Here is a 21094-nt window from a genome sequence, read left to right on the forward strand (position 1 = left end):
GATCAGGGAGCGGGAGAAAATTGGGTGCAGCTCAAAGCATCGGGCTCTTGGGCCGCGCCGGCACGCACGCGGATGTGGGCGAAGGCGGCGGCAAACGGGGCGTCGGCCGTCAGGCTGAAGGGCGCGCCGATGCGGCTCAGGTCCGCACCTTGGGCGGCGAAGCAGGCGAGCGGGATCTTCAGGCTGTGGCGCTGCCCGGTGGGCAAGGCGCTGATCACGCGCTGCAGATCCAGCGTGCCGCCACAGCCCGGGCCGCATTCCATGCGCAGGCGCACGGGGCGCTGCGGCGCCTGCTCCGGCAGCAGGTCAAACACCAGAGCAGGTGCGGGGTAGACGGTCAGGTCGGCTTGCTGGTTGGAGCCGATGTGGAAGGTGGCCGGCCCCATCCAGACCAGGCGCTTGGCATCCTGCTGGGTGTTGATCTGGGTGGTCGAGACCCGAATGGCGGGCTGCTCGGCCGGGGCTTCCAGCACGGCATTGAGGTCGGAGCCGAGGCCGCGGTTGGGCCAGGCGCCGCTGGGGCTGCCCACATGCATCTGGTAGGGGCCCTGCCCCGTCTGGCGGAAGATCAGCAGCTCTTTGGACACATCACAACCGCCGCTGCGTTCGCTGACCGGCAGCTGCCGCACGGTGCCCGGCTTGGCATAGCTGAGGCCATAGCCCGGCTTGAACAGGGGCTGGCTCTTGGCGCTGACGCAAGGCGCCGAGGGCCAGGCAAAAGGCAGCTTGGCACGGAAGTCATGGGCCACCTGGCCGGCCGCGTTCTTGAACAGCAGATCGGCCACGCCCGCACCCTCGCTGCCCGGCAGCCAGGCGGCGACGAAGGCGTCCGACAGATTCAGCAAGTCGTTCGCATAGACCGTGCGGCCGCTCAGGAAGACGCTGATCACCGGCACACCGCGACCGCTGACGGCGCGCAGCACCGCCAGGTCTTCCGGGTAGCGGCGGCTGTGTTGCAAGGTGCTGGAGGGCGAGATGTCGCCCACACCTTCGGCGTAAGGCGTCTCGCCGATGACGGCGATCACGGCATCGAACTGGCTCGGGTCCACGCCGCGGCCATCGGCACTGAAGCTCAGCGTGGCGGCACCGGCCTTTTCACGAATGCCGGACAGGATGGACTGCGAGGCCGGGAAATCGGCGTTCTGTGTGTCCGTGCCCTGCCAGGTCATGCTCCAGCCGCCGGCCTGGTTGGCCAGGTTGTCGGCGCTCTTGCCCACCACCAGGATGCGCTTGCCCTGGGCCAGCGGCAGCGCGGCACGCTCGTTCTTCAGCAGCACCAGGGTTTGGCGCACCGCACGGCGGGCCAGGTCTCGGGCCAGCAAGGCCTCCGGCTTGCCGGCCACGGCGCTCTGGCGCGGCGAGGTTTCAAACAGACCGGCCCGCATCTTGACGCGCAGAATGCGGGTCACGGCATCGTCGATGCGCGACATCGGGATCTCGCCACGCTCGACCTGGGCGATGGTGTTCTGGATGAAGGCGCGCCAGTCCTCGGGCACCATCACCATGTCGATGCCGGCCTTGATGGCCTGCGGGCAGCTGCTGTCGCGGCAGCCTGGCACCTGGCTGATGCCGTTCCAATCGGACACGACCAGGCCGTCAAAACCCATCTTTTCTTTCAAGGCCACGGTCAGCAACTCATGGCTGCCATGCATCTTGCCGTAGTCCTTGCTGGCTGGCTTGGCGCCCACATCGGTCCAGCTGTGGAAGGAGGCCATGACTGTTTGCACGCCGGTGGCCAGGGTGGCGTAGTAGCCCTGGCCGTGCACATTGATCATCTGCGCGCGGCTGACCTGGCTGTGGCCCTGGTCACGGCCGAACTCGGTGCTGCCGTCGCCGATGAAATGCTTGGCGGTGGCGACGACCCGACTGCTGTCGCCGAGCTGGCCTTGCAGACCGCGCACCGAAGCGGCACCGAGGCGCGCCACCACCATCGGATCCGCGGAAAAGCTCTCGTAGGTGCGCCCCCAACGCGCATCCTGGGCCACGGCCAGGGTGGGCGCGAACACCCACTGGATGCCGGTGGCGCGCACCGCGCGCGCCGTGGCCGCCCCGATCTCTTCCACCAGGGCCGCGTCACCCGCGGCACCGAGGCCGATGTTGTGCGGGAACAAGGTGGCGCCACGCACATTGCCATGGCCGTGCACGGCATCCGTGCCCCAGATGATGGGGATGGGGGTGCGTGCGCCGCTGGACATCAAGGCCTCGTGGTAGGCCTGGGACAAGGCGAGCCAATCGGCGACCGAAGCCTCGCGCTTGTTGCCCGGCCAGGCACCGCCGCCATTGAGCACCGAGCCGATGTGATGACGGCCCGCCTCCTCGGGCGTGATGTACTTGATCTCGGGCTGGGTCATCTGCCCGACCTTCTCCGCCAGGCTCATGCCGGCGACGATGGCCCGGATGCGCGCCTCCATGGCCGGGTCGGCGGCGACCGCGCTCTTCACGGCGGGCCAGTCTTTCAGCACACGCGGCGCGGCCTCAGCCAGGCCGGTGGAACAGAGCAAGGCAGCTGCGCAAGCCAGGAGGCTGGGCACATGCCGACGGACAGGAGCTGAAGCTGGATGCATGGGTCGTTCCCTCAAAGATCGCGTTCAGGTGCTCGACTGGAGTATCCGGGCAGACCCCGGCAGCTCCCTATCGCGCCTTACCCTCAGTTCGCGGCCTTCACCTCGATGTAGTTGATGTTCCATTCCTTGCCGACCGACTTGATGCGCAGGCTGTGCGTGCCAGCCGGGATGCGGATCACCGGGCTGGTGTAGGTCTTCCAGGTCTGCCAGCCACCGGTGTTGGGCACCGCCAGGCTGTCCAGCTTGCTCTCGCCCAGCCAGACTTCGAAGCCGCTGCTGCCATTGGCCGATGCCAGGCGGTAGTCGATGACAAAGTTGGCCGCGCTGGCCACCGAGACCTTGAACTCGATGAAACGATCGGGTTCGAAGTGGCCCACATTCTTGCCGCCGCCCACATCGCTGCAGTCTTCCAGCTGGATGCCGGACATGGCCGTGTAAGCCTCGGCCTCGATGCGGGCCGGCAAGGCGACCGCCTCGCTGTTGCTGCCGAGCTCGTCGCTGCGATAGCTTTCGTCCTCAGGGTCGGTCGCGGCCACGGTGTAGAAGTAGCGCTGACCGGGCTGGGCCGTGCTGTCGACATAGGCAGGCGTCTTCAAGCCCTCGGCCAGCAGCACCGCCTTGGCGCTGTCGCCGGGCTGCGTGCTGCGATAGACCTTGTAGCCGCTGAGGTCCGCTTCGGCATTGGCCGCCCAGCTCAAGCTGACGCCGGCACTGCTGGTGCTGAGCTTGAGCCCGGTCGGACGTGCGGGCAAGGTGTAGAGCGTGGTGCCCGTTCCGTTCAGCTGCTGCAGCAAGCCCGGATGAGGCTCCAAAGCCTGAGTGCCAAAGCTCTTGAACAGGGCTTCGATCTCGGCCAGGGACGCCGTGTTGAAGTCCAGCTTGCCGCTGGGCTCGAGCACATCCTTGCCGTCGACCGGCGGCTGGGCCAGCAGATAGACCTCGGCCCAGCTTTCCACGCTGCCGTTGTCCTTGAACACACCGTTGAAGCGGTAGCTCTGCCCGCCTTGCAGAGTCACCGCCTGAACGATGGCACCGTTGATGTCACCGCTCACGCCCGCCGGCCGAGTGACGCGCAAGACGGCACCCTCGCCGCCGGTCGGGGTCTGGCCTGCGTCGCGGGCATTGAAATCCAGATTCAAGCTGCCGCTGATCTTGAGCGGGGTCCAGCCTTGGCTGCTGCCGAAACCTCCATTGCTCAACACTTCGGTCTGCGTGGCCTCGTTCACCAAGCTGAGCTTGTCGTAGCTGACATCGGGCCGGCCATTGCCGGTCGCGCCGGTCTTGACGACCAGGTAAAAAGTCTTGGCGCCGCTGCCGCCGACCTTGATGCTCACAGGGCTGCGTGCGCAGGCCTTGGCCAGGCTGCTGTTCCAGCCGGCGCAATCCCAGCTGCTGGCCTTGGCCAGCAAGCCCAGCCCACTGTCCTTGCTGCTGTCCACGGCATTGGTCACCAGGCCCCAGGTGCCGCGGCCATGGCCGCCCTGGGCGCTGACGATCTTGTAGGACCAACTGGTGGCGGCAAAGCCCTTGGCGGCATAGCTGTCATAGGTGGCACGACCCAGCTTGCCCCCCAGTTCAAGTCCTGCGCCCTGCCAGGGCTGGAACTCCCCCATCAACAGCGGCGTTTTCAGCGTCGTGATCTTCTTGCTCCACTCACAGATGCCGCCCTGCCCTTGCGGGCCGCAGCGCAACCAATCGCGGTGGATGTCGTAGGCGGAATCGTTGGGACGGTCTCCGAAGAGGCCGGGATAGGGGTGCAGCTCGAAGGCCACATTGCTCATACCCTTGGCCGCCGGGTCGCCGTAGACCTCGATATTGCCGTAGTGACTGGGCAGCATGACGATGTGCTTGCTGTCGACCTTGCGGATGGTGTGGTAGAGCTCGGTGACACGTGCGGCCATGTCCTCGGGCGTCGAACCCCAGGGCTCGTTGAGCGGGTCATAGGCGGCCACCACCGGCTCGTCCTTGTAGCGGGTGGCGATCTGCTCCCAGAGCCATTTCGTCCGGTCTTGGTACTCGCTGCTGCTCCAGTACTTGTTCTGGCCCGAACAACCGGTGTGGTCATTGGGCGTCTGCCCACCCACGGCGCCGTGCAGATCGAGGATCACATAGATGCCGCGCTTCTTGGCCTCGGCAATCGCCCCATCCAGGTACTTCCAGGCATCGGCGCGCAGAGTCTTGGGCTGGGCCTCGTCCTCGATCACGCTCCAGAGAATCGGCAGGCGCACGAGGTTGAAGCCAAAGGCCTTGAGCTGGTCCCAGTCGCGTTCCTTCATCCAGTTGTCGCGGAACAGCGCGATCAAGCGCTCCTTTTCGGCGCGGCCGAAACGCTCACTCAGCTTGGCCTCCAGCGTGCACTGGTCCACCACACCAGCGGCGCCCTGCTCCATCATCCAGAACTCCTGAACCAACCAGTTGCCCAGATTGGTGCCCTTGAGGGCGACCGGCGTGCCACTGGCCTTGACCCATTGCGCGCCCTGGGCACGCAGGAAGGTGAGGCCCTCCTCGACCGGTACGCTCGGCTCGGGTGTCACCGGGCTGCCGCCCGAAGCGCCGCCACCGCAGGCCGGCAAAGCCAGCACCGCCATGAGGCACAAAGCAGGAATGGCGCCCTGGACTGCGGCGACAGAACGACGGGGAAGGATCGGTGTCATGGGGTTTCCATTGCTTCTTCACAGGCCGTCGGGCGACCCTGCAACCGCCCGACGGTGTCGAGACTCGGAGTCCAGGGCCACACCGGCCAGGGCGGGCGGCAAGCCGACCGAGCCGACCGAGCCGCCAAAAGGGATCGGCACAGGCTCGGGCCTTGTCAAAAGAAAGCTCAGAACTTGTAGCTCGCGCCCAGCAAGATTTGGCGGCCGTAGGTCGTGTAGCGCTCGGGCATCAGGTTGTCCGGGTTCTTGGCATTGCCGACGCTGACGCTGGTGCGATAGGGCTCATCGGTCAGGTTGTTGACCTGCAGCAGCAGACCCAGGCCCTTGAAGCTGCCGGTCTCGAAGCTATAGCCGATCTGCATATCAGTCACCTTTTCCGAGTTGATATTGCTGATCGCCTCGGAGTAGAAGATGCCGCGCGTCTTGGCGCTGTAGTCCGAGCGATAGCGCTGGCTGACACGGAACGAGAAGCCGTTCTTCTCGTAGTAGCCCGTCATGCTGCGCACCACGCCGGACAACCCATCGATGCCGTTCTTGAAGCCGTCGTCGTTCAGATTGCTGCGGGTGTTGGAGTAGCTCAGCACCACGCCGAAGCCGTCGAGGGCTGGCGTCAGCATGGCCGCTTCCAGCGAGGCAGCCACCTCATAGCCGGCCACCATACCGCCATTGCCGTTCTGCAAGGTGGTCAGGTTGCCGATATTGCTGATCGGCACCACGGGCGGCTTGCCGGTGTTGGGGAAGCCAGTGAAGTCGTACTGCACCGTGCCCGAGCCGATGAAGTTCAGCAAGTGTTTGTGGAAGATGGCGTAGGACAGATAGCTGCGCTTGCCGATGTACTTCTCGAAAGCCAGATCCACCGAATCGGCCAGCCAGGGCTTGAGGGTCGGGTTGCCGCCGCTGCCGTTCCAGGTCTTGGTGGTCGCGTCCACGCCCACGCCGGTGAAGCCGGCACGCATGTCATTCATGCGCGGGCGGGCGTTGGAGCGTGCCAGGCCAAAACGAACAATGGTGTTGGCCGGCAACTCCGACACCAGGTTCAGGCTGGGCAGCCATTGGCCGTAGCTCGTGCCACCGGTGATGGGCACGGCCTTGCTGCCGTCCCAGACAAAGCCATTGGACTCCTGCTGGGTGCGCACATACTGCAGACCCAGATTTCCGCGCAGCGGGTGACCAAACAGGCTGGTGTCGATATTGCCTTGAACATAGGCGGTGTTGACCTTCTCGGACACACCGTAGTGGCGGGCAAATGTCTGATCGGCGCCGATCTCGGTCTGGGTGTAGAGCGCATCCTTCACGCCCATCACGTCATAGGACAGGATGGCCGGAATGCCACCGAATCCCAGGGAGCTGTTGCCCAGCAGAAAGCTGGCCGGCACGGCAATCGGCGCGCGGTTGTTCTTCAGGTTGAGCTGATACTCGACCATGTCTACGTTCTTGACCCGCTCATTCAGGTTCAGGCCCAGCTCCATGCTGCTGAAGACACCCGTCAGCTCGCGCTTGGCCGAGAGGCGCAGGGCCTTGATCTCGTCCTTGGACATTGGGTAATTGCTGCGGCCATCGCGCCCCCAACCGCCCGGGTCGCTAAGCAGCAGCTTGTTCGGGTCGGCATAGTTGAATTGCGTGGTGACCTGGGAGATGCCGCTGCCGGTCTGCACATTGATGTCCAACGAGGTGGTGCCGGGCGCGCCGGCGCTCAACTCCATGAACTGTTCTTGGCGCTTGGCTCGCGAGTAGCTGAGGTCGGCCGCCGCCACCCAGCTGTCGCCCAGCTTCCATTTGTTGTTCCAGCCAAAGGCGGCGATGTCGTCGTCGCGGGTGTTGTACTGGCTCAAATGCACCGGCTTCAGATTGCCGATGGTGGCCTGGGTCACGAACTGGTCGCCATTGACCTCGCCGACCTTGACATTGGAGTAGACCGGCTCGGTGGCCGCATTCCAGGTGGCGCCGAGATTCGACATCAGGGCGCGGTAGTTGCGGCGCTGTTCGAACTTGCTGTAGTACAGATCGAGCACGCTGTGGAATCGGTCGTTCGGCTTGTACTCGAGCGCCGCCATCAGGCCATTGCGCACCTGCTTGGAGGCCGTCACCGTGTCTTCAAAACCGTTGAGCGTGGCCACGCCCTTGGGCACGCCAGGCACCTGGTCACCCCAAGGGCCGGTATCGGCCCACCACCAGGATTTGTAGTGCGTTTCCTGCCCCGGCGAATCGAGGTGGGCGAAGCCCACGGCCAGGCCGATGGTGCGGTCGGCAAATTGATCGATGTAGGAAGCACTCAGGCGCTTGCCATTGGCGCCCGGCCCAGGCGTGACCTGGCCATTGGAGTTGTGCTCGGCGCGGCCGCTGAGCACCAGCTGGCGGCTGCCGAAGTTGAGCGGGCGAACCGTCTGCATGTCGATGGTGCCGGCCAGGCCCTGGCCCACCAAGCTGGCGTCGGGCGTCTTGTAAACCTTGACGGCGCTCAGCAGCTCGGAAGGGAACTGGTCGAACTCCACACCGCGGTTGTCACTGGTGCTGACCATCTCGCGGCCGTTGAGCAAGGTGCCGGCATAGTTGCCCGCCAGGCCACGCACCTGGATGCCTTGAGCGCGGCCGTCGACGCGTTGGGCGGTCAGGCCCGGCAAGCGCGAGAGCGAGTCGGCGATGCTCACATCGGGCAGCTTGCCAATGTCCTCGGCCGAGATCACCTCGACGATGGAATCGGAGTTGCGCTTGGAAGCCACCGAGGCTTCGATGCCGCGACGGATGCCGCTGACGACCACCGCCTCCAGCTGCTGGCGACCATCGGCCGTGGGCTGGGCTTGGGCGGGCGCCGAGGCCGGAGCGGCTGGCGGGGCCAGCTGAGCTTGGGCCGCCTGGGCTGCAAACAGCAGGCTGGCGCAGGCGGCGGCGACGGGACGAATCTGCCAAGCGGCACCGGGCCGGCACGCTGAGCTGAACTGCGGGGAATTCTTCATGTCGGTTTGTCTCCTGTGAAGACCTTGAGCAAGGCATCCGCTGCAGCGATCGGACATTACACTGCCCTGTTATGAATCGCTGAAACTCAAACGAATTCTTAACGAAATTAATGTTTTATTAATTCCGTATTAACCCGCGGATGGATGAAATCCGCACAGGCTGCCACCATGAACCTTCTGCTTGCTGAAGACGATGCCATCCTGGCCGATGCCCTGACCGTGCAACTGCGGCGCAGCGGCTTCGAGGTCGAACATGCGCCCAATGGCGCCGTGGCCGAGTACCTCCTGCTCAAGAACCCGTTTGACATCGCCATCCTCGACCTGGGCCTGCCCATGGTCGACGGCCTGACCGTGCTCAAGCGCCTTCGCGCTGCACGTCGCGGCCTGCCGGTGCTGGTGCTGACCGCGCTGGACAGCCTGGACGACCGCGTCTCCGGCCTGAACGCCGGCGCCGACGATTACCTGACCAAGCCCTTTGATTTCCCGGAACTGCAGGCGCGGCTCCATGCCCTGCTGCGCCGCGGCCGGCCGGTGGCGGCCGCAGGGCAAGACCTGGCACAGCTGAGCTTTGACCGCGCCGCCCGGCGCGCCAGCGTGCAAGGCGAGGCCCTTGAGCTGAGCCCGCGTGAATGGCTGCTGCTGGACCTGCTGCTGCAGGAGCGTGACCGCGTGGTCACCAAGGAGCAGATCGTGGCCGCCTGGGCGCAAGACCGGGGCGAGAACGGTGGCGGCAATTCCGTCGAGGTCTACATCCACCGCCTGCGTCGCAAACTGGAAGGCTCGGGTCTGCAGATCCGCACCGTGCGGGGTCTCGGTTATTTGCTGGAAGCAGAAAGCAGTGCCGGCGGCGCGCCCGCCACGCCATGAGCACCAGCGCGCGCTCCCTGCACCGGCAGCTCTTTGTCTGGCTCTTGATGCCGCAGGTGGTGCTGTGGCTGGCAGCGGCGCTGTTCACCTACAAACTGGCCGAGCATTACGCCAACGCCACCATCGACGCCAGCCTCTCGCAAACCTCGCGCACGCTGGCGCGCCAGGTCAAGCCCCTGGACAACGGCCTGTTCATCGATTTTCCGCGCGCAGCGCAAGACATTCTGGAGGCCGATCCCAGCGACCGCGTGCTCTACACCGTCAGCATGCCGCCGGGCCAGTTCATCCTGGGCAACCGCAATCTTCCGCCCCTGCCCCGCGGCGCCAAGCCGGTCTACGGCGAACCGTTTTTCTACAACGGCAAGCTGGCGGCGAATGACGCTGCAGCAGCGCCGGAGGCCGTCGCCAGCGGCGCTGCGGCCAGCAGCGAGCCGCAGCGCCTGCGCGTGGCCGCCCTGCTGCTGCGCTACGGCACACCCGATTCGCCGGGCCAAAGCATGCTGGTCCAGGTGGCCCGCTCCAGCACCAACCGCGAAGCCCTGGCCCGGCAAATCCTGCTCGACACCGTGCTGCCCCTGTCGGCCCTGATGGCCTTGATGACCATGATCGTCTGGGCCGGCGTGCGCACCGGGCTGCGGCCGCTGGCCGTGCTGCAAAGCCAGGTCGAGGGCCGGGCGGCCAATGACCTGACGCCAATCAAGATCACCGACGCACCACCCGAGGTGCGCTCTCTGGCCCTGGCCATGAACAGCTTGCTGGTCGAGGTCAACCACAATGTGGTGGCGCAAAAGCGCTTCATCAGCGACGCCGCCCACCAGCTGCGCACGCCCCTGGCCGGCCTCAAGAGCCAGACCGAGCTGGCCCTGCTGGACGCGCAGGACCCCACCCTGAGGGCCCGCCTGCAGCTGGTGCACAGCAGCGCCACGCGCAGCGCCCATCTGGTCAACCAGTTGCTGAGCCTGGCGCGAGCTGAGCCCGAATCGGCCAGCCAGCAGGCGCGCAGCACCCTGGACCTGCGCCAGCTGGCGCGCGAGCTGACCACTGAGATGGTGCCGCGCGCGCTCGCCGCCGGCATCGACCTCGGCTTCGAGGCGGCCGAGTCCTGCAGCCGCTGCCCGGCGCGCGGTTTCGAGTCGCTCTTGCGCGAGGCCCTGTTCAATCTGATCGACAACGCCATCCGCTATGCCGGCCGCGGCGCCAGCGTCACCGTGCGGGTGGAGCTCAGCGACGGCCAGGCCATCGTCGAGGTCGAAGACAACGGCCCCGGCCTGCCCGAGAGCGAATGCGAGCATGTGTTCGAGCGCTTTGTGCGCGCCACGCACGACGGCACCGGCTGCGGCCTGGGCCTGGCCATCGTGCGCGAGATCGTCGAGCGCCATGCCGGCCGCGTGTGCTTGCGGCCAGTGCAGGCGCAAGCCCCCTTCGGCGCCCTGGTGCGCGTCACCCTGCCGACAGCGGTTCAGGGATAGCCCGCTGACCGAGACCTTGCCTTGAAGGCAAAATGTTAATGCTGTGTTAATAATTAATGGAGGCCAGGGCTCGCGGATTGCATGCCGCAGCACTCGGCCCCAGATGGGGACCCGCCAATGAAACTGAATCCCGCCCGCGCGCAGCGGCTGACCGTGAGTCGTTCGCGACTGCTGGGCGCCCTGCTGCTGACGCTGGCCACGGCTTTGCCCGCTGCCCGCGCCGGCGAGATCGAGGTTCTGCACTGGTGGACCAGCGGCGGCGAGGCGCGGGCGGCCCAGGCGCTCAAGGCCAGCATGCAGGCCAAGGGCCACAGCTGGAAGGACTTTGCCGTCGCAGGCAGCGGCGGCGACTCGGCCATCACCGTGCTGCGCTCGCGCGTGGTGTCGGGCAATGCGCCGGCCGCCGCCCAGATCAAGGGCCCCTCCCTGCAGGCCTGGGCCCGCGAGGGCGTGCTGACCAGCATCAACGAAGTGGCCCGGGCCGAACGCTGGGACGAGCTGCTGCCCCAGGTCGTCAGCGACCAAATGAAGTACCGGGGCGACTACATCGCCGTGCCAGTCAATGTGCACCGGGTCAACTGGCTCTGGGTCAATCCGGCAGTGTTTGCCCGCGTGGGCGCCAAGGTACCCAGCAGCTGGGACGAGTTCTTTGCCGCCGCCGAAACCCTGAAGAAGGCCGGCGTGATCGCCCTGGCCCATGGCGGGCAGAGCTGGCAAGACCTGACCCTGCTGGAGACCGTGACCCTGGGCGTGGGCGGCGCCGAGTTCTACCGCCAGGCCTTTGTGCTGCGCGAGGCCAGCGCGCTGAACAGTCCGACCATGGACAAGGTGCTCAGCACCTACAAACGCATCAAACCCTTCACCGACCGCAATGCCCCGGGGCGGGATTGGAACCTGGCCACAGCCATGGTGATCAAGGGCGAGGCGGCCATGCAGCTGATGGGCGATTGGGCCAAGGGCGAGTTCCTCGCCGCCGGCAGCCAGCCAGGCAAAGGCTTCATCTGCACCCCGGCGCCCGGCACGGCCAAGAGCTTCATCTATGTGGTGGACTCCTTCGCCATGTTCAAGCTCAAGAACCCGGCCAACAGCGCGGCGCAGAAAGACCTGGCCAGCGCCGTCATGTCGCCCGAGTTCCAGGAGGCCTTCAACCTCAGCAAGGGCAGCATCCCGGTGCGCTTGGGCATGAAGATGGACCGCTTCGACGACTGCGCCAAGGCCTCGGCGCAAGAGTTCAGCACCGCCGCCAAGCAGGCCTCGCTGCTGCCCTCGATCGCCAACGGCATGGCGGCGCCCTCGTCCATCGAGTGGGCGCTCAAGGACGTGGTCAGCCAGTTCTGGAACAGCGACAAAATGAGCACGGCCGAGGCCATGAAGCGCATGGTCGAAGCCAGCCGCAGGCAATAGGCGCCAGCGCTGCGGGACAAGCCATGGGCTGAGTCAGCTTCCCGCGGGTTCCCAGCCCTGGATCGCGGCTAGCCGGCGCGCGATCCCGGGCCTCTGGACGGCCATTGCAGGCATACCGCGAAACCGCGGGGCCCGCGGCCGCCCGTCGCAGCTGGGATCTCCAGGCTCAAGCAGCCGCCGTGCGCTTGCGCCACCAACTGGGCCAGGCGCAGGCCCAGGCCGACCGCAGCCGCGTCTTCAGGTTGATTCAGGCCGGCTTGCAACTGGGCCAGGCGATCCGCATCCACGCCCGGACCGTCGTCACGCAGGCGCAAGCGGACCATGCCGTCCGCCTCCAGTTGCAGGCTCAGCCAGGCCTGCTCGGCACCGTGACGCAGGGCGTTGTCCAGCAGATTGGCCAAGGCAGCGCTGAGCAGATTGGGATCGGCACGCACTGGAACTGTTCGGTCCGCCGGAGCCTGGACATGCAGTTGCAGCTGATCCAGGGGCAAACGCTGAGCCAGGTCGGCCAGATCACCCAGACTCAGGTCCTGCACATCCAGCTCCGCCCCGCTGCGGAACATCAGCAGCAGGGACGAAACCACGCGCTTGAGCCGTTCGGCCGCGGCCCGAGCGCGCAGGATGCGGGGCCGCGAGGCTTCGTCGGCCTCACGCTGAGCCAAGGCCAGTTGTGCGTCCATGCCGGCCAGCGGGGTGCGCAAGGCATGGGCGGCATGTGCGGCAAAGGCCTGCTCATGGCGAACCCGCAAGGCCAGACGCTGGCCCAGCTCATGGATGGCGCTGCGCACCGGCAGCAGCTCCGCCCGGCTGGCTGGAGGCAGATCGGTCTCGGCGCGCATAGGGTCGTAAGCCTGGATCTGCGTGCCCAAGGCCGCCAGCGGCTGCAAGGTGGCCCGCACGCGCCGGCTCAGCAGTGCCGCCCAGAACGCACTGACCGCCAGGGCCGCAGCCAGTAGTGCGAGGAGCGCGCCGTAACGCGATTCCAGGCGCTCGGCCCGAGTCTGGGCCACCAGCAAGGTGCTGTGGCCGTCCGGCATGGGTATGGCATAAAGCCGCCAACCGCCCGGCGCATCAAAAAGGCCGCGGCGCGTTGGCATCAACAAGGCGCGCGCCGGCGCCATATGGGAGCGGCGCAGCACCTGGGCAGAGCGGCTGTCCAGCAGTTGCCAGACCAGATGCTCCTTGTGCGGCGGCGCGGGCAAGACCTGACCCTGCAGCTCGTCGGGCAGGCGGACGCCCTGCTTCAGCAGACCATAGATCAGCTCCGAAGATTCGCGCAAAGCCTCGTCCATCAACTCCTCGGCCTCGTGACGCACCACCCACACCACGCTCAGCAGCACGGTCAGCAGCCAGGCGGCGCTGATCCACCACAGGCTGCGCGAGAGTTCGGCCCGCAAGCTGGGCAGCGTGCTCGTCGTCATGGGCTGACCCGATAGCCGAGGCCGCGCACGGTCTCGATCAACGCACGCCCCAGCTTGCGCCGCAGATTGAAGACATGTACTTCGACCACATTGCTGGCTGCCTCGCCCTCGAAGCCTTGGGTCAAGGCCTCCAGATCGGATTTGGACACCACCCGGCCCGCGCGATTCACCAAAGCCTCCAGCAGCGTCCATTCCCGTGCGGTCAGGTCCACGCGTTGGTCGCCTCGGTACACGCATTTGGCCGCCAGATCCATGTCCACCTCCGCGGACAGGCGCCGACGCTGTGCACCTTGCGACAGCGAACGCCGCTGCAGGGCACGGATGCGCGCTGCCAGCTCTTCCGGTTGAAATGGCTTGACCAGGTAATCATCGGCGCCGCTGTCCAGTCCCTGGATGCGCTCGCTGAGCCGGTCCTTGGCAGTGAGCACGACGATGGGCAGCCCGAGGCCGCGCGCGCGCAGCTGGCGGATCCAGTCAACCCCGGAGCCATCGGGCAGTTGCCAATCGACCAGCAGCAGGTCGTAGGGTTCGCTGATCACCAGTTGCGCGTCGCGCAGGCTCTGGAACCAATCCACCAGATGGCCCTCCAGGCGCAGGAACTCGCTCAAGCCCTCGCCCAAGGTGTCGTCATCTTCAAGCAGCATCAGACGCATGCGCCTTACCTCCTGCTGCAACGGTAGCACTGTGGAGAGCGCCCCACTTCAGCTCAGCTTCAGACGGGCACCACGGCAATGAGCCGTGGCGCCGCTCAGGCACTTGCGCGAGCAGCGCCCAACTGACGCGAAGGAGCCCGCCGCAGAGGGCAATTGCTCATGGCTGCAGGAGGCGGCTGTCGCTATCCTCGCCCGGCACTTCACCCAAGTCATCCCATGAGCACAAGCACTGCCACACCTTTGTTTCTGAGCCCCGCCACCGCGGGCAAGACCTGCCCCTCCGCCTTTCGCGCCTGCGCCCTGGCCGTCGCCCTGCTGGGAGCCGTGCACAGCGGTGTGGCCCAAACAGCCCCGGCTGCCGAAAAGGCGACTGAGAAAGCTGCCGACAAGAAAACCTGGAACGTCAACCAGCCACCCGGCATCGGCCGCCAGGTGCAGATCGACACCCGCAGCGGAACCTGGATGAGCGTGGACGTGAGCCCGGACGGCAAGCAGCTGGTCTTCGACCTGCTCGGTAACCTCTACCTGCTGCCCATCGAAGGCGGCGAGGCCAAGCCCCTGACCCACTCCATCGCCTGGGAGCAGCAGGCCCGCTTCTCACCCGATGGCCGCCAGATCGCCTTCCAGAGCGACGCCGGCGGCGGCGACAACATCTGGGTGATGAATGCCGACGGCAGCGGCGCCCGCGCCGTGACCAAGGAAGACTACCGCCTGCTCAACAACCCAGTCTGGCACCCCAACGGCAAGTACATCGCCGCGCGCAAGCACTACACCGGCACCCGCTCGGCCGGCTCGGGCGAGATCTGGCTCTTCCATGTGGATGGCGCCGCAGCCGGCAACAAGGGCGTGCAGCTGAACGAGAAGCCCAACTGGCAGAAAGACCTGGGCGAGCCCGCGCTTTCGCCCGACGGCAAATACCTCTACTACTCGCAAGACACCACGCCGGGCCGCAGCTTCGAGTACAACAAGAACTCCAACGGCGAGATCTTCAAAATCTTCCGACAGGACCTCAGCGACGGCACGGTCGAGGCCTTTGTGCAAGGCGCCGGCGGCGCCGTCCGCCCCACCCCCTCGCCCGATGGCAAGTACCTGGCCTTTGTGCGCCGGGTGCGCAACCAGAGCACGCTCTTCCTCAAGGACCTGAGCAGCGGCCGCGAGTTCGCTGCCTGGGGCCAGCTCGAGCGCGATCTGCAGGAGAGCTGGTCCATCAACGGCGTCTACCCGGCCTTTGCCTGGACGCCGGACGCCCAAAAGATCGTCCTCTGGGCCCAGGGCAAGCTCTGGCGCGTCGACCCCTTCAAGAGCACGGCCGCCGAGATCCCCTTCCATGTGAAAGACCAGCGCGAGGTGCGCGAGGCCTTGCGCGTGCCGCAAGAAGTGGCGCCCGATCAGTTCGCCGTCAAGCAGCTGCGCTGGGTCAACACCTCGCCCGATGGCAAATCGGTCGTCTACTCGGCCCTGGGCCATCTCTACCTCAAGGACCTGCGCTCGGATGCCGCGCCGCGCCGCCTGACCCAGCAGCAAGGCGAGGCCTTCGAGTTCTTCCCCAGCTTCTCGCGCGACGGCCGCGAGCTGGTCTATGTGAGCTGGAACGACGAGAAGCTCGGCAGCGTGCGCAAGCTGGACCTGGCCAGCGGCCGCGAAACCGTGATCACCAAGGCGCCCGGCAAATACCTTTCGCCGCGCTTCTCGCCTGATGGCCGGCAGATCGCCTACGTCAAGGCCAGAGGCGGCTACCTGACCACGCCCTGGCATGGCCTGGAGAACGGCGTCTACATCACCGCGGCGGATGGACGTGGCGAGCCGCAGCGCATCAGCAAGGACGGCGACAGCCCGCAGTTCGGCGCCCGCAACGACGCGGTGTATGTGAGCCGCTCCAGCATGAGCAGCGAGGTCGATTCGCGCCGCTCGCTCTGGCGCATCGAGCTCAAGGACCGCAGTGAAACCGAGGTCGCGCGCAGCGAATACGTCAGCCAATACAGCCTCTCGCCCGATGGTCAGTGGCTGGGCTTTGTCGAGCGCAGCCATGCCTATGTGACGCCGCTGCCGCAGGCCGGCAAGACCATTACCGTGGGCCCCAAGATGGACGCGCTGCCGGTGCGCCAGTTCGACGTGGTCGCCGGCGAAAACATGCAGTGGAGCGGCGACAGCCAGCAGCTCTGGTTCAGCCATGGCGACGAGCTCTTCAGCGCCCGCCTGGCCGAGGCCTTCCCGCCCGCGGCCGTGGATGCGGACGGCAAACCGGTGGCCAGCACCTTCAAGCCCGAGACGGTGCAGCAAGCCGGCCGCAAGATCGGCTTCAGCCAGGTCAGCGACAAGCCCGCCGGCCGCATCGCCATCAGCGGTGCCCGCATCGCCACCATGAAGGGCGATGAGGTGATCGAGGACGGCGTGATCGTGGTGCAGGGCAACCGCATCGCCGCCATCGGCCGCGCCGATCAGGTGCAGATCCCGGCCGATGCGAAACGCCTGGACGCACGCGGCAAGACCATCATCCCCGGCCTGATCGATGCCCACTGGCACGGCGGCATGGGTGAGAGCGAAATCATCCCGCAGCAAAGCTGGATCAACTACGCCTCTCTGGCCTTTGGCCTGACCACCATCCACGACCCGTCCAACCGCAACGGCGACATCTTCACGCAAGCCGAGATGCAGCGCGCCGGCCTGGTGACCGGCCCGCGCATCTACTCGACCGGCTCCATCCTCTACGGCGCCAAGGGCAGCATCAATGCCCCTGTCAACAACCTGGACGATGCGCTGGTTCATCTCAAGCGCCAGAAGGCCGCGGGCGCCATCAGCGTCAAGAGCTACCAGCAGCCACGCCGCGAGCAACGCCAGCAGGTGATCGAGGCCGCGCGCCAGACCGGCATGATGGTGGTGCCCGAGGGCGGCTCGCTGTTCCAGCTGAACATGAGCATGATCGTCGACGGCCACACCGGCATCGAACACGCCCTGCCGGTGGCCGAGGTCTATGACGACGTCAAGCAGCTCTGGACGCAGACGCAAGTCGGCTACACGCCCACGCTCAACGTGGCCTACGGCGGCCTGGACGGCGAACATTACTGGTACGCCCGCACGGAGGTCTGGAAACACCCGCTGCTGAGCAAGTATGTGCCGCGCGCCGTGCTGGAGTCACGCAGCGTGCGCCGTGAGACCGCGCCCGAGGAAGACTTCAACGTCATCCGCGTCGCCCGCACCGCCACCGAGCTGCAGCGCGGCGGCGTCAAGGCCAATATCGGCGCCCACGGTCAGCGCGAAGGCCTGGGTGCCCATTGGGAGATGTGGATGTTCGGCCTGGGCGGCATGACGCCGCTGGAAGCCATCCGCACCGCCACCGCCAACCCGGCGCATTACCTGGGCCTGGACAAGGACCTGGGCTCGCTCGAGGTGGGCAAGCTGGCGGATCTGCTCATCATCGACGGCGATGTGCTCAAGGACATCCGTCAGAGCGACCGCATCAGCCATGTGATGCAGAACGGCCGGGTCTTCGAGGTCGGCAGCATGAACGAGGTGCTGCCGCGCCAGAAGGCCCGCAAGCCCTTCTTCTTCGACGGCGCCGACGGCCGCAGCATGCCGGTCGAGGCACACAGCCATGGCCACGGTCACGGCGGCGAGGAGGACTGAAGCCCAGAGGGCGGCGAGAGGGGGAATTCAGCTCCGTACTGAATTCTTGTTTTCATTCGCCAAAGAACTTACACTGAACTCCTCAGCGGCGCCTCTCCTGCCTGCCCAGGCCGGCGCCGCCCACCTGCCAGGAGTTCGCCATGGCCGCCCTTCCTTCGGACTTCCACAGCCAGCCGCAGCCGGGCCTGCCCGATCTGCACACCCCGGCCGCCGCCGGCGCGGCGCTGCGCACGTTTTTCCGCATGGCCCAGGCCTGGGGCCTGAGCAATGAAGAACAGCAGCGCCTGCTCGGCTGCGGCCGCACCACTTTTTACGACTGGAAAGCCGGCCGCATCAAGGCCGGCCTGGACGGCGCCACGCTGGAGCGCCTGTCCCATCTGTTCAGCATCTACGCCAGCCTGCAAATCCTGCTGCCCATCCCGGAGCGGGCCGATGCCTGGATCAAGAAGGCCAACAGCGCGCCCCTGTTCGGCGGCGGCAGCGCCCTTTCGCGCATGCTGGGCGGCCAGATCGCCGATCTCTTTGTCGTGCGCCAGTACCTGGATGCACAGCGCGGCGGCTGGGCCTGAAAGACCTGGCGTTTGAGCTCCTCCACCCTGCCCCCTGCTGCCCCGATCGCCCTGCCCTGCATCCCCGTGCACTGGCCGGACTCCTGCCGCCTGCTGCCCAGCCGCTACCCACCCGTGCTGCTGTTCGATGCGGTGGCCGAGCCGGCCGATCTGGCCGTGGTCTTCGCCATCGAGGCGCTGGGTAACCCGCGCCTGCGCGATCAGCTCGGCGAGCTGAGCCTGGTGCCGCCCGAACAGCGCCTCTGCGGCCCCGGCAGCAGCCCCATCATGGCAGCCTTCACCCACCTGAACCCCGAGGGCAGCCGTTTTTCCGACGGCAGCTACGGCGTCTACTACGCCGCGGCCACGCTGGAAACCGCCGTGGCCGAGGTCAGCCACCACCGCGCGCTCTTTCTCGCCCGCACGGCCGAGCCGGCCATCGATGTGGACTTGCGCTGCTACCGCGTCACGGTGCAGGCTGATTTGCATGAGTTGCGCGCAGAGCACCAAGACCCTCGCGCGCTGGCGCTGCTGGATGCGAACTCCTACGCCGCCTCCCGGCCCTTCGCCCGGCGCCTGCGCGAGCAAGGCAGCGCGGGCCTGATCTACGACAGCGTGCGCCAGCCCGGCGGCCAGTGCGTGGCCCTGTTCACCCCGCGCGCCGCCTTGCCACCGGCCCGACAGGCCGAGCATGTGACCCTGCGCTGGAACGGCCAGCGCATGGCCGACTGGTACCTGAAGTCAGGCCACCACGTGATCTGATTGCTCAGCAGCGCTCAGCGCCAGACGCCTTCGCGGTTTTCTTTCTGCGTGGCGTAGTAGGTGTAGAGCACCGCGTCGGTCACGTTTTCAGTCTGAAGCAGGCCGGAGGCCGACATCTTGTGCGACCAGGTGCGATCCGCCCCGTAGTGGCCGACCCAGGGGATCTGTCGCACCAGCTCGCTGCGGATGGGGGTCAGGTGTTGCGGGTTGCGGTAATAGCCCTCGGGCGCATCGACCCAGACCTTGTTCTTCATGCTGTAGAACACCGATTTGAAGGGCCCTCCCTCGACGCTGATGCGCGCCGAAAAGCCCACGCAATCGACCCCGTCCAGCAAGGGGTAGATGGTGTCCACATAGTGCTCGGAGATCTCGTCGTCATCGTCCACGAAGTTCAGGTACTCGCCCTGGGCGATGTCGATCATGGCCTGTAGCTTGGGGCCGTACTCGCGGCTGCGGTTGTCCTCGAGCACCAGCAGCTCCACATCGGGATAGCGAGCCACCTGGGGTTCCAGGATGGCCAGCATGCGCTTGCGCAGCTCGCGCCGTGCCGGCAGGCTGGGCACGAGGATGGACCATTTGAACTTCTTGGTCGCGCCGGCCTGCGCCGACGGGCCGGCCGGCAACAGGCGATGGGCCGCGTCCACGGCATCGTCGGGCAGGCGCAAGCGGCTCTGGCGCGCCCGCGCCGTGGTGCGCTCGCGCAGCGAGCTCTCGATCTTGCGCATCACCACCCGCGTGCCCAGGGCCGAATCGGCTTCGCAGGGCCGCGCCTGGGCATCGAAATAGGCATGGGCCAGCAGCTCGAAGCGCTGCTCGAACCAGCCCAGCGCCCAGAAATCCTCGCCGCACGCCTGCCAGAAGCTGCTGAAGAGATCGGGCGCGGCCAGCCAGCCCGCAGCAGCTGCAGGCTCAGGTGGCAAGGCACCGGCCAGGTCCAGCTGCAGCTCGCCGCCGGTTTGCAGCAGGCGCAAAGCCTGGTTCAGCACCGCCTTCAGGCCCGCGGCCTCATGCTGCAGACCGCTGACATCGAGCAGTTCCAGGCTTTCGCCGTGCAGCTCGATCGGGCCATGGGCGGCCGACAGATCGCGCAGCGGCAGGTCCAGCGGGCGGCTCAGGTCGAGCAGCAGATCGGGCTCTTGCTCGGCATCGCGGCTGATGTTGAGCCAGCCGGCTTTGTAATCCGCGCCAGCGCCCATATGCAGGCGCTGCGGCCGCCAGGGCTCTTGCGGCAGGGCCGGCAGGCGCTCGACGGCATGGTTGGCCGCAAAGGCGAGCATCTCGGCATAGGCCACGGCCGGGTCGGCCTGCTCAAAGCGCTCCAGCGCCAGGCGGGCGAAATCAAAGAACGCCGGCGTGCCGAAATCCTCGCTGAAGAACTGCTCCAGCTGCCCGCCCTCCAGCCACAGGACCGAGTCCTCGAAGGCCGGATGCACCTCGGTGCCCGGCACGCGCTCGGAGATGACGGGCGTACCCAGGGACAGACAGATCGCCGCCCGGGTCTGCTCGAAGCGGCTGCTCTCGTAGAAATGCACATTGAGCACGGCCTTGGCCTGGCGGATGAACTCATCGCGCTCGGGGCCGTAAAGCGGGCCATCGAACAAGGCCACGCTCAAGCCCAGGGCCTCGATGCAATCCAGCCAGGCGCGGCGGCGCTCGTTCATGCTGCCGATGAACAGCAGATCGATGGGCCGCTGCTCCAGCGGGATGGATTCCGCCGGCTTCAGGTACGGTGCATGCAGCAGGGGGAACACCGGCACCTGATCCGGCCGGGCGCGGTAGGCGCTGCAGTTGGCGGCGTCGTAGTCCACCACCGGCCAGTTCGCCAGCAGCTGCAAATACTCGGGCGAGACCTGGGCGCCGCCCTCGCCCAGCTGCTCCAGGTTCACAAACACGCAGACATGGCGATCGAGCAAGGCCGGCTCAAAACCGAGATGGGCGCCAAAGATGAAATTGATCGCACCGTGGCGCAGCCGGTTCTTCGCCATGCTGACCTCGGCCCCGAGGCGGCGGAACTGGTAGCGGAAGTAGCGCGCCTGATCGAGCAAGCCCAGGGAGTGCACATAGGCCCCGGGCTGCTGGATGCAGAGATGAATTTCGGGCGTGGTGTGGCTCATGGGCGCGGTGTTGCCTGCAAGGCGTGATTCATGCTGCGGCCAGCATAGGCAGAAGCAGCG

The 21094-nt window shown here is 66.6% G+C and carries 12 protein-coding genes; 6 read left to right on the top strand and 6 right to left on the bottom strand.

Annotated features, from left to right (window positions below):
* Positions 1-2: 2 nt before the first annotated feature.
* From AC1Q6P_RS12300 to AC1Q6P_RS12310, 3 genes are all read right to left on the bottom strand, one after another.
* Complete coding sequence (locus AC1Q6P_RS12300) at positions 3-2564, bottom strand: glycoside hydrolase family 3 protein (RefSeq protein ID WP_492664103.1); 2562 nt, start codon at positions 2562-2564, stop codon at positions 3-5.
* Positions 2565-2647: 83 nt separating this feature from the next.
* On the bottom strand, positions 2648-5218 hold the full coding sequence (locus tag AC1Q6P_RS12305; RefSeq protein WP_492664104.1) for a cellulase family glycosylhydrolase: 2571 nt from the start codon (positions 5216-5218) through the stop codon (positions 2648-2650).
* Positions 5219-5385: 167 nt separating this feature from the next.
* Positions 5386-8172 carry a TonB-dependent receptor gene (locus tag AC1Q6P_RS12310; protein ID WP_492664105.1) on the bottom strand — a complete coding sequence of 929 codons (2787 nt, stop codon included), beginning with the start codon at positions 8170-8172 and terminating at the stop codon, positions 5386-5388.
* 168 nt (positions 8173-8340) lie between these two features.
* Between AC1Q6P_RS12310 and AC1Q6P_RS12315 the strand changes: the two genes are divergently transcribed.
* The 3 genes from AC1Q6P_RS12315 to AC1Q6P_RS12325 all read left to right on the top strand — a co-directional run bounded on the left by AC1Q6P_RS12315 (position 8341) and on the right by AC1Q6P_RS12325 (position 11912).
* A complete protein-coding gene (locus tag AC1Q6P_RS12315) occupies positions 8341-9039 on the top strand; it encodes a response regulator transcription factor (RefSeq protein ID WP_102770463.1) in 699 nt (232 codons plus the stop codon).
* Positions 9036-10508, top strand: a complete 1473-nt coding sequence (locus tag AC1Q6P_RS12320; RefSeq protein ID WP_492664106.1) for a sensor histidine kinase — start codon at positions 9036-9038, stop codon at positions 10506-10508. The genes AC1Q6P_RS12315 and AC1Q6P_RS12320 overlap by 4 nt, the downstream gene beginning before the upstream one ends.
* Positions 10509-10625: 117 nt before the next feature.
* Positions 10626-11912 (top strand): ABC transporter substrate-binding protein, encoded by a 1287-nt coding sequence (locus tag AC1Q6P_RS12325; RefSeq protein WP_492664107.1) that lies wholly within the window; start codon positions 10626-10628, stop codon positions 11910-11912.
* Positions 11913-11980: 68 nt separating this feature from the next.
* Here AC1Q6P_RS12325 and AC1Q6P_RS12330 read toward each other — a convergent pair whose 3' ends face one another.
* Both AC1Q6P_RS12330 and AC1Q6P_RS12335 read right to left on the bottom strand, forming a co-directional pair.
* Positions 11981-13333 (bottom strand): sensor histidine kinase, encoded by a 1353-nt coding sequence (locus AC1Q6P_RS12330; RefSeq protein ID WP_492664108.1) that lies wholly within the window; start codon positions 13331-13333, stop codon positions 11981-11983.
* Positions 13330-13986, bottom strand: coding sequence for a response regulator transcription factor (locus AC1Q6P_RS12335; RefSeq protein ID WP_102770362.1), 657 nt, complete (start codon positions 13984-13986; stop codon positions 13330-13332). The genes AC1Q6P_RS12330 and AC1Q6P_RS12335 overlap by 4 nt, the downstream gene beginning before the upstream one ends.
* 216 nt (positions 13987-14202) lie before the next feature.
* Between AC1Q6P_RS12335 and AC1Q6P_RS12340 the strand changes: the two genes are divergently transcribed.
* The 3 genes from AC1Q6P_RS12340 (at position 14203) to AC1Q6P_RS12350 (ending at position 18920) form a co-directional block, all read left to right on the top strand.
* On the top strand, positions 14203-17610 hold the full coding sequence (locus AC1Q6P_RS12340; RefSeq protein ID WP_492664109.1) for an amidohydrolase family protein: 3408 nt from the start codon (positions 14203-14205) through the stop codon (positions 17608-17610).
* 140 nt (positions 17611-17750) lie between these two features.
* Positions 17751-18179, top strand: coding sequence for an antitoxin Xre-like helix-turn-helix domain-containing protein (locus AC1Q6P_RS12345; RefSeq protein ID WP_102770360.1), 429 nt, complete (start codon positions 17751-17753; stop codon positions 18177-18179).
* A gap of 12 nt (positions 18180-18191) precedes the next feature.
* Entirely contained in the window at positions 18192-18920 is a 729-nt protein-coding gene (locus tag AC1Q6P_RS12350; protein ID WP_492664110.1) for an RES family NAD+ phosphorylase, read from the top strand.
* 14 nt (positions 18921-18934) lie between these two features.
* Here AC1Q6P_RS12350 and AC1Q6P_RS12355 read toward each other — a convergent pair whose 3' ends face one another.
* Positions 18935-21034: a hypothetical protein gene (locus AC1Q6P_RS12355; protein ID WP_492664111.1), complete on the bottom strand. Its 2100-nt coding sequence runs from the start codon at positions 21032-21034 to the stop codon at positions 18935-18937.
* Between the last annotated feature and the right edge of the window lie 60 nt (positions 21035-21094).

Source organism: Roseateles sp. GW835-FHT13E02, from assembly GCF_058794035.1.

Coding starts and splice junctions, on each gene's coding strand:
- AC1Q6P_RS12300 (WP_492664103.1), bottom strand. CDS start 2,564: ATGCATCCAGCTTCAGCTCCTGTCCGTCGGCATGTGCCCAGCCTCCTG.
- AC1Q6P_RS12305 (WP_492664104.1), bottom strand. CDS start 5,218: ATGACACCGATCCTTCCCCGTCGTTCTGTCGCCGCAGTCCAGGGCGCC.
- AC1Q6P_RS12310 (WP_492664105.1), bottom strand. CDS start 8,172: ATGAAGAATTCCCCGCAGTTCAGCTCAGCGTGCCGGCCCGGTGCCGCT.
- AC1Q6P_RS12315 (WP_102770463.1), top strand. CDS start 8,341: ATGAACCTTCTGCTTGCTGAAGACGATGCCATCCTGGCCGATGCCCTG.
- AC1Q6P_RS12320 (WP_492664106.1), top strand. CDS start 9,036: ATGAGCACCAGCGCGCGCTCCCTGCACCGGCAGCTCTTTGTCTGGCTC.
- AC1Q6P_RS12325 (WP_492664107.1), top strand. CDS start 10,626: ATGAAACTGAATCCCGCCCGCGCGCAGCGGCTGACCGTGAGTCGTTCG.
- AC1Q6P_RS12330 (WP_492664108.1), bottom strand. CDS start 13,333: ATGACGACGAGCACGCTGCCCAGCTTGCGGGCCGAACTCTCGCGCAGC.
- AC1Q6P_RS12335 (WP_102770362.1), bottom strand. CDS start 13,986: ATGCGTCTGATGCTGCTTGAAGATGACGACACCTTGGGCGAGGGCTTG.
- AC1Q6P_RS12340 (WP_492664109.1), top strand. CDS start 14,203: ATGAGCACAAGCACTGCCACACCTTTGTTTCTGAGCCCCGCCACCGCG.
- AC1Q6P_RS12345 (WP_102770360.1), top strand. CDS start 17,751: ATGGCCGCCCTTCCTTCGGACTTCCACAGCCAGCCGCAGCCGGGCCTG.
- AC1Q6P_RS12355 (WP_492664111.1), bottom strand. CDS start 21,034: ATGAGCCACACCACGCCCGAAATTCATCTCTGCATCCAGCAGCCCGGG.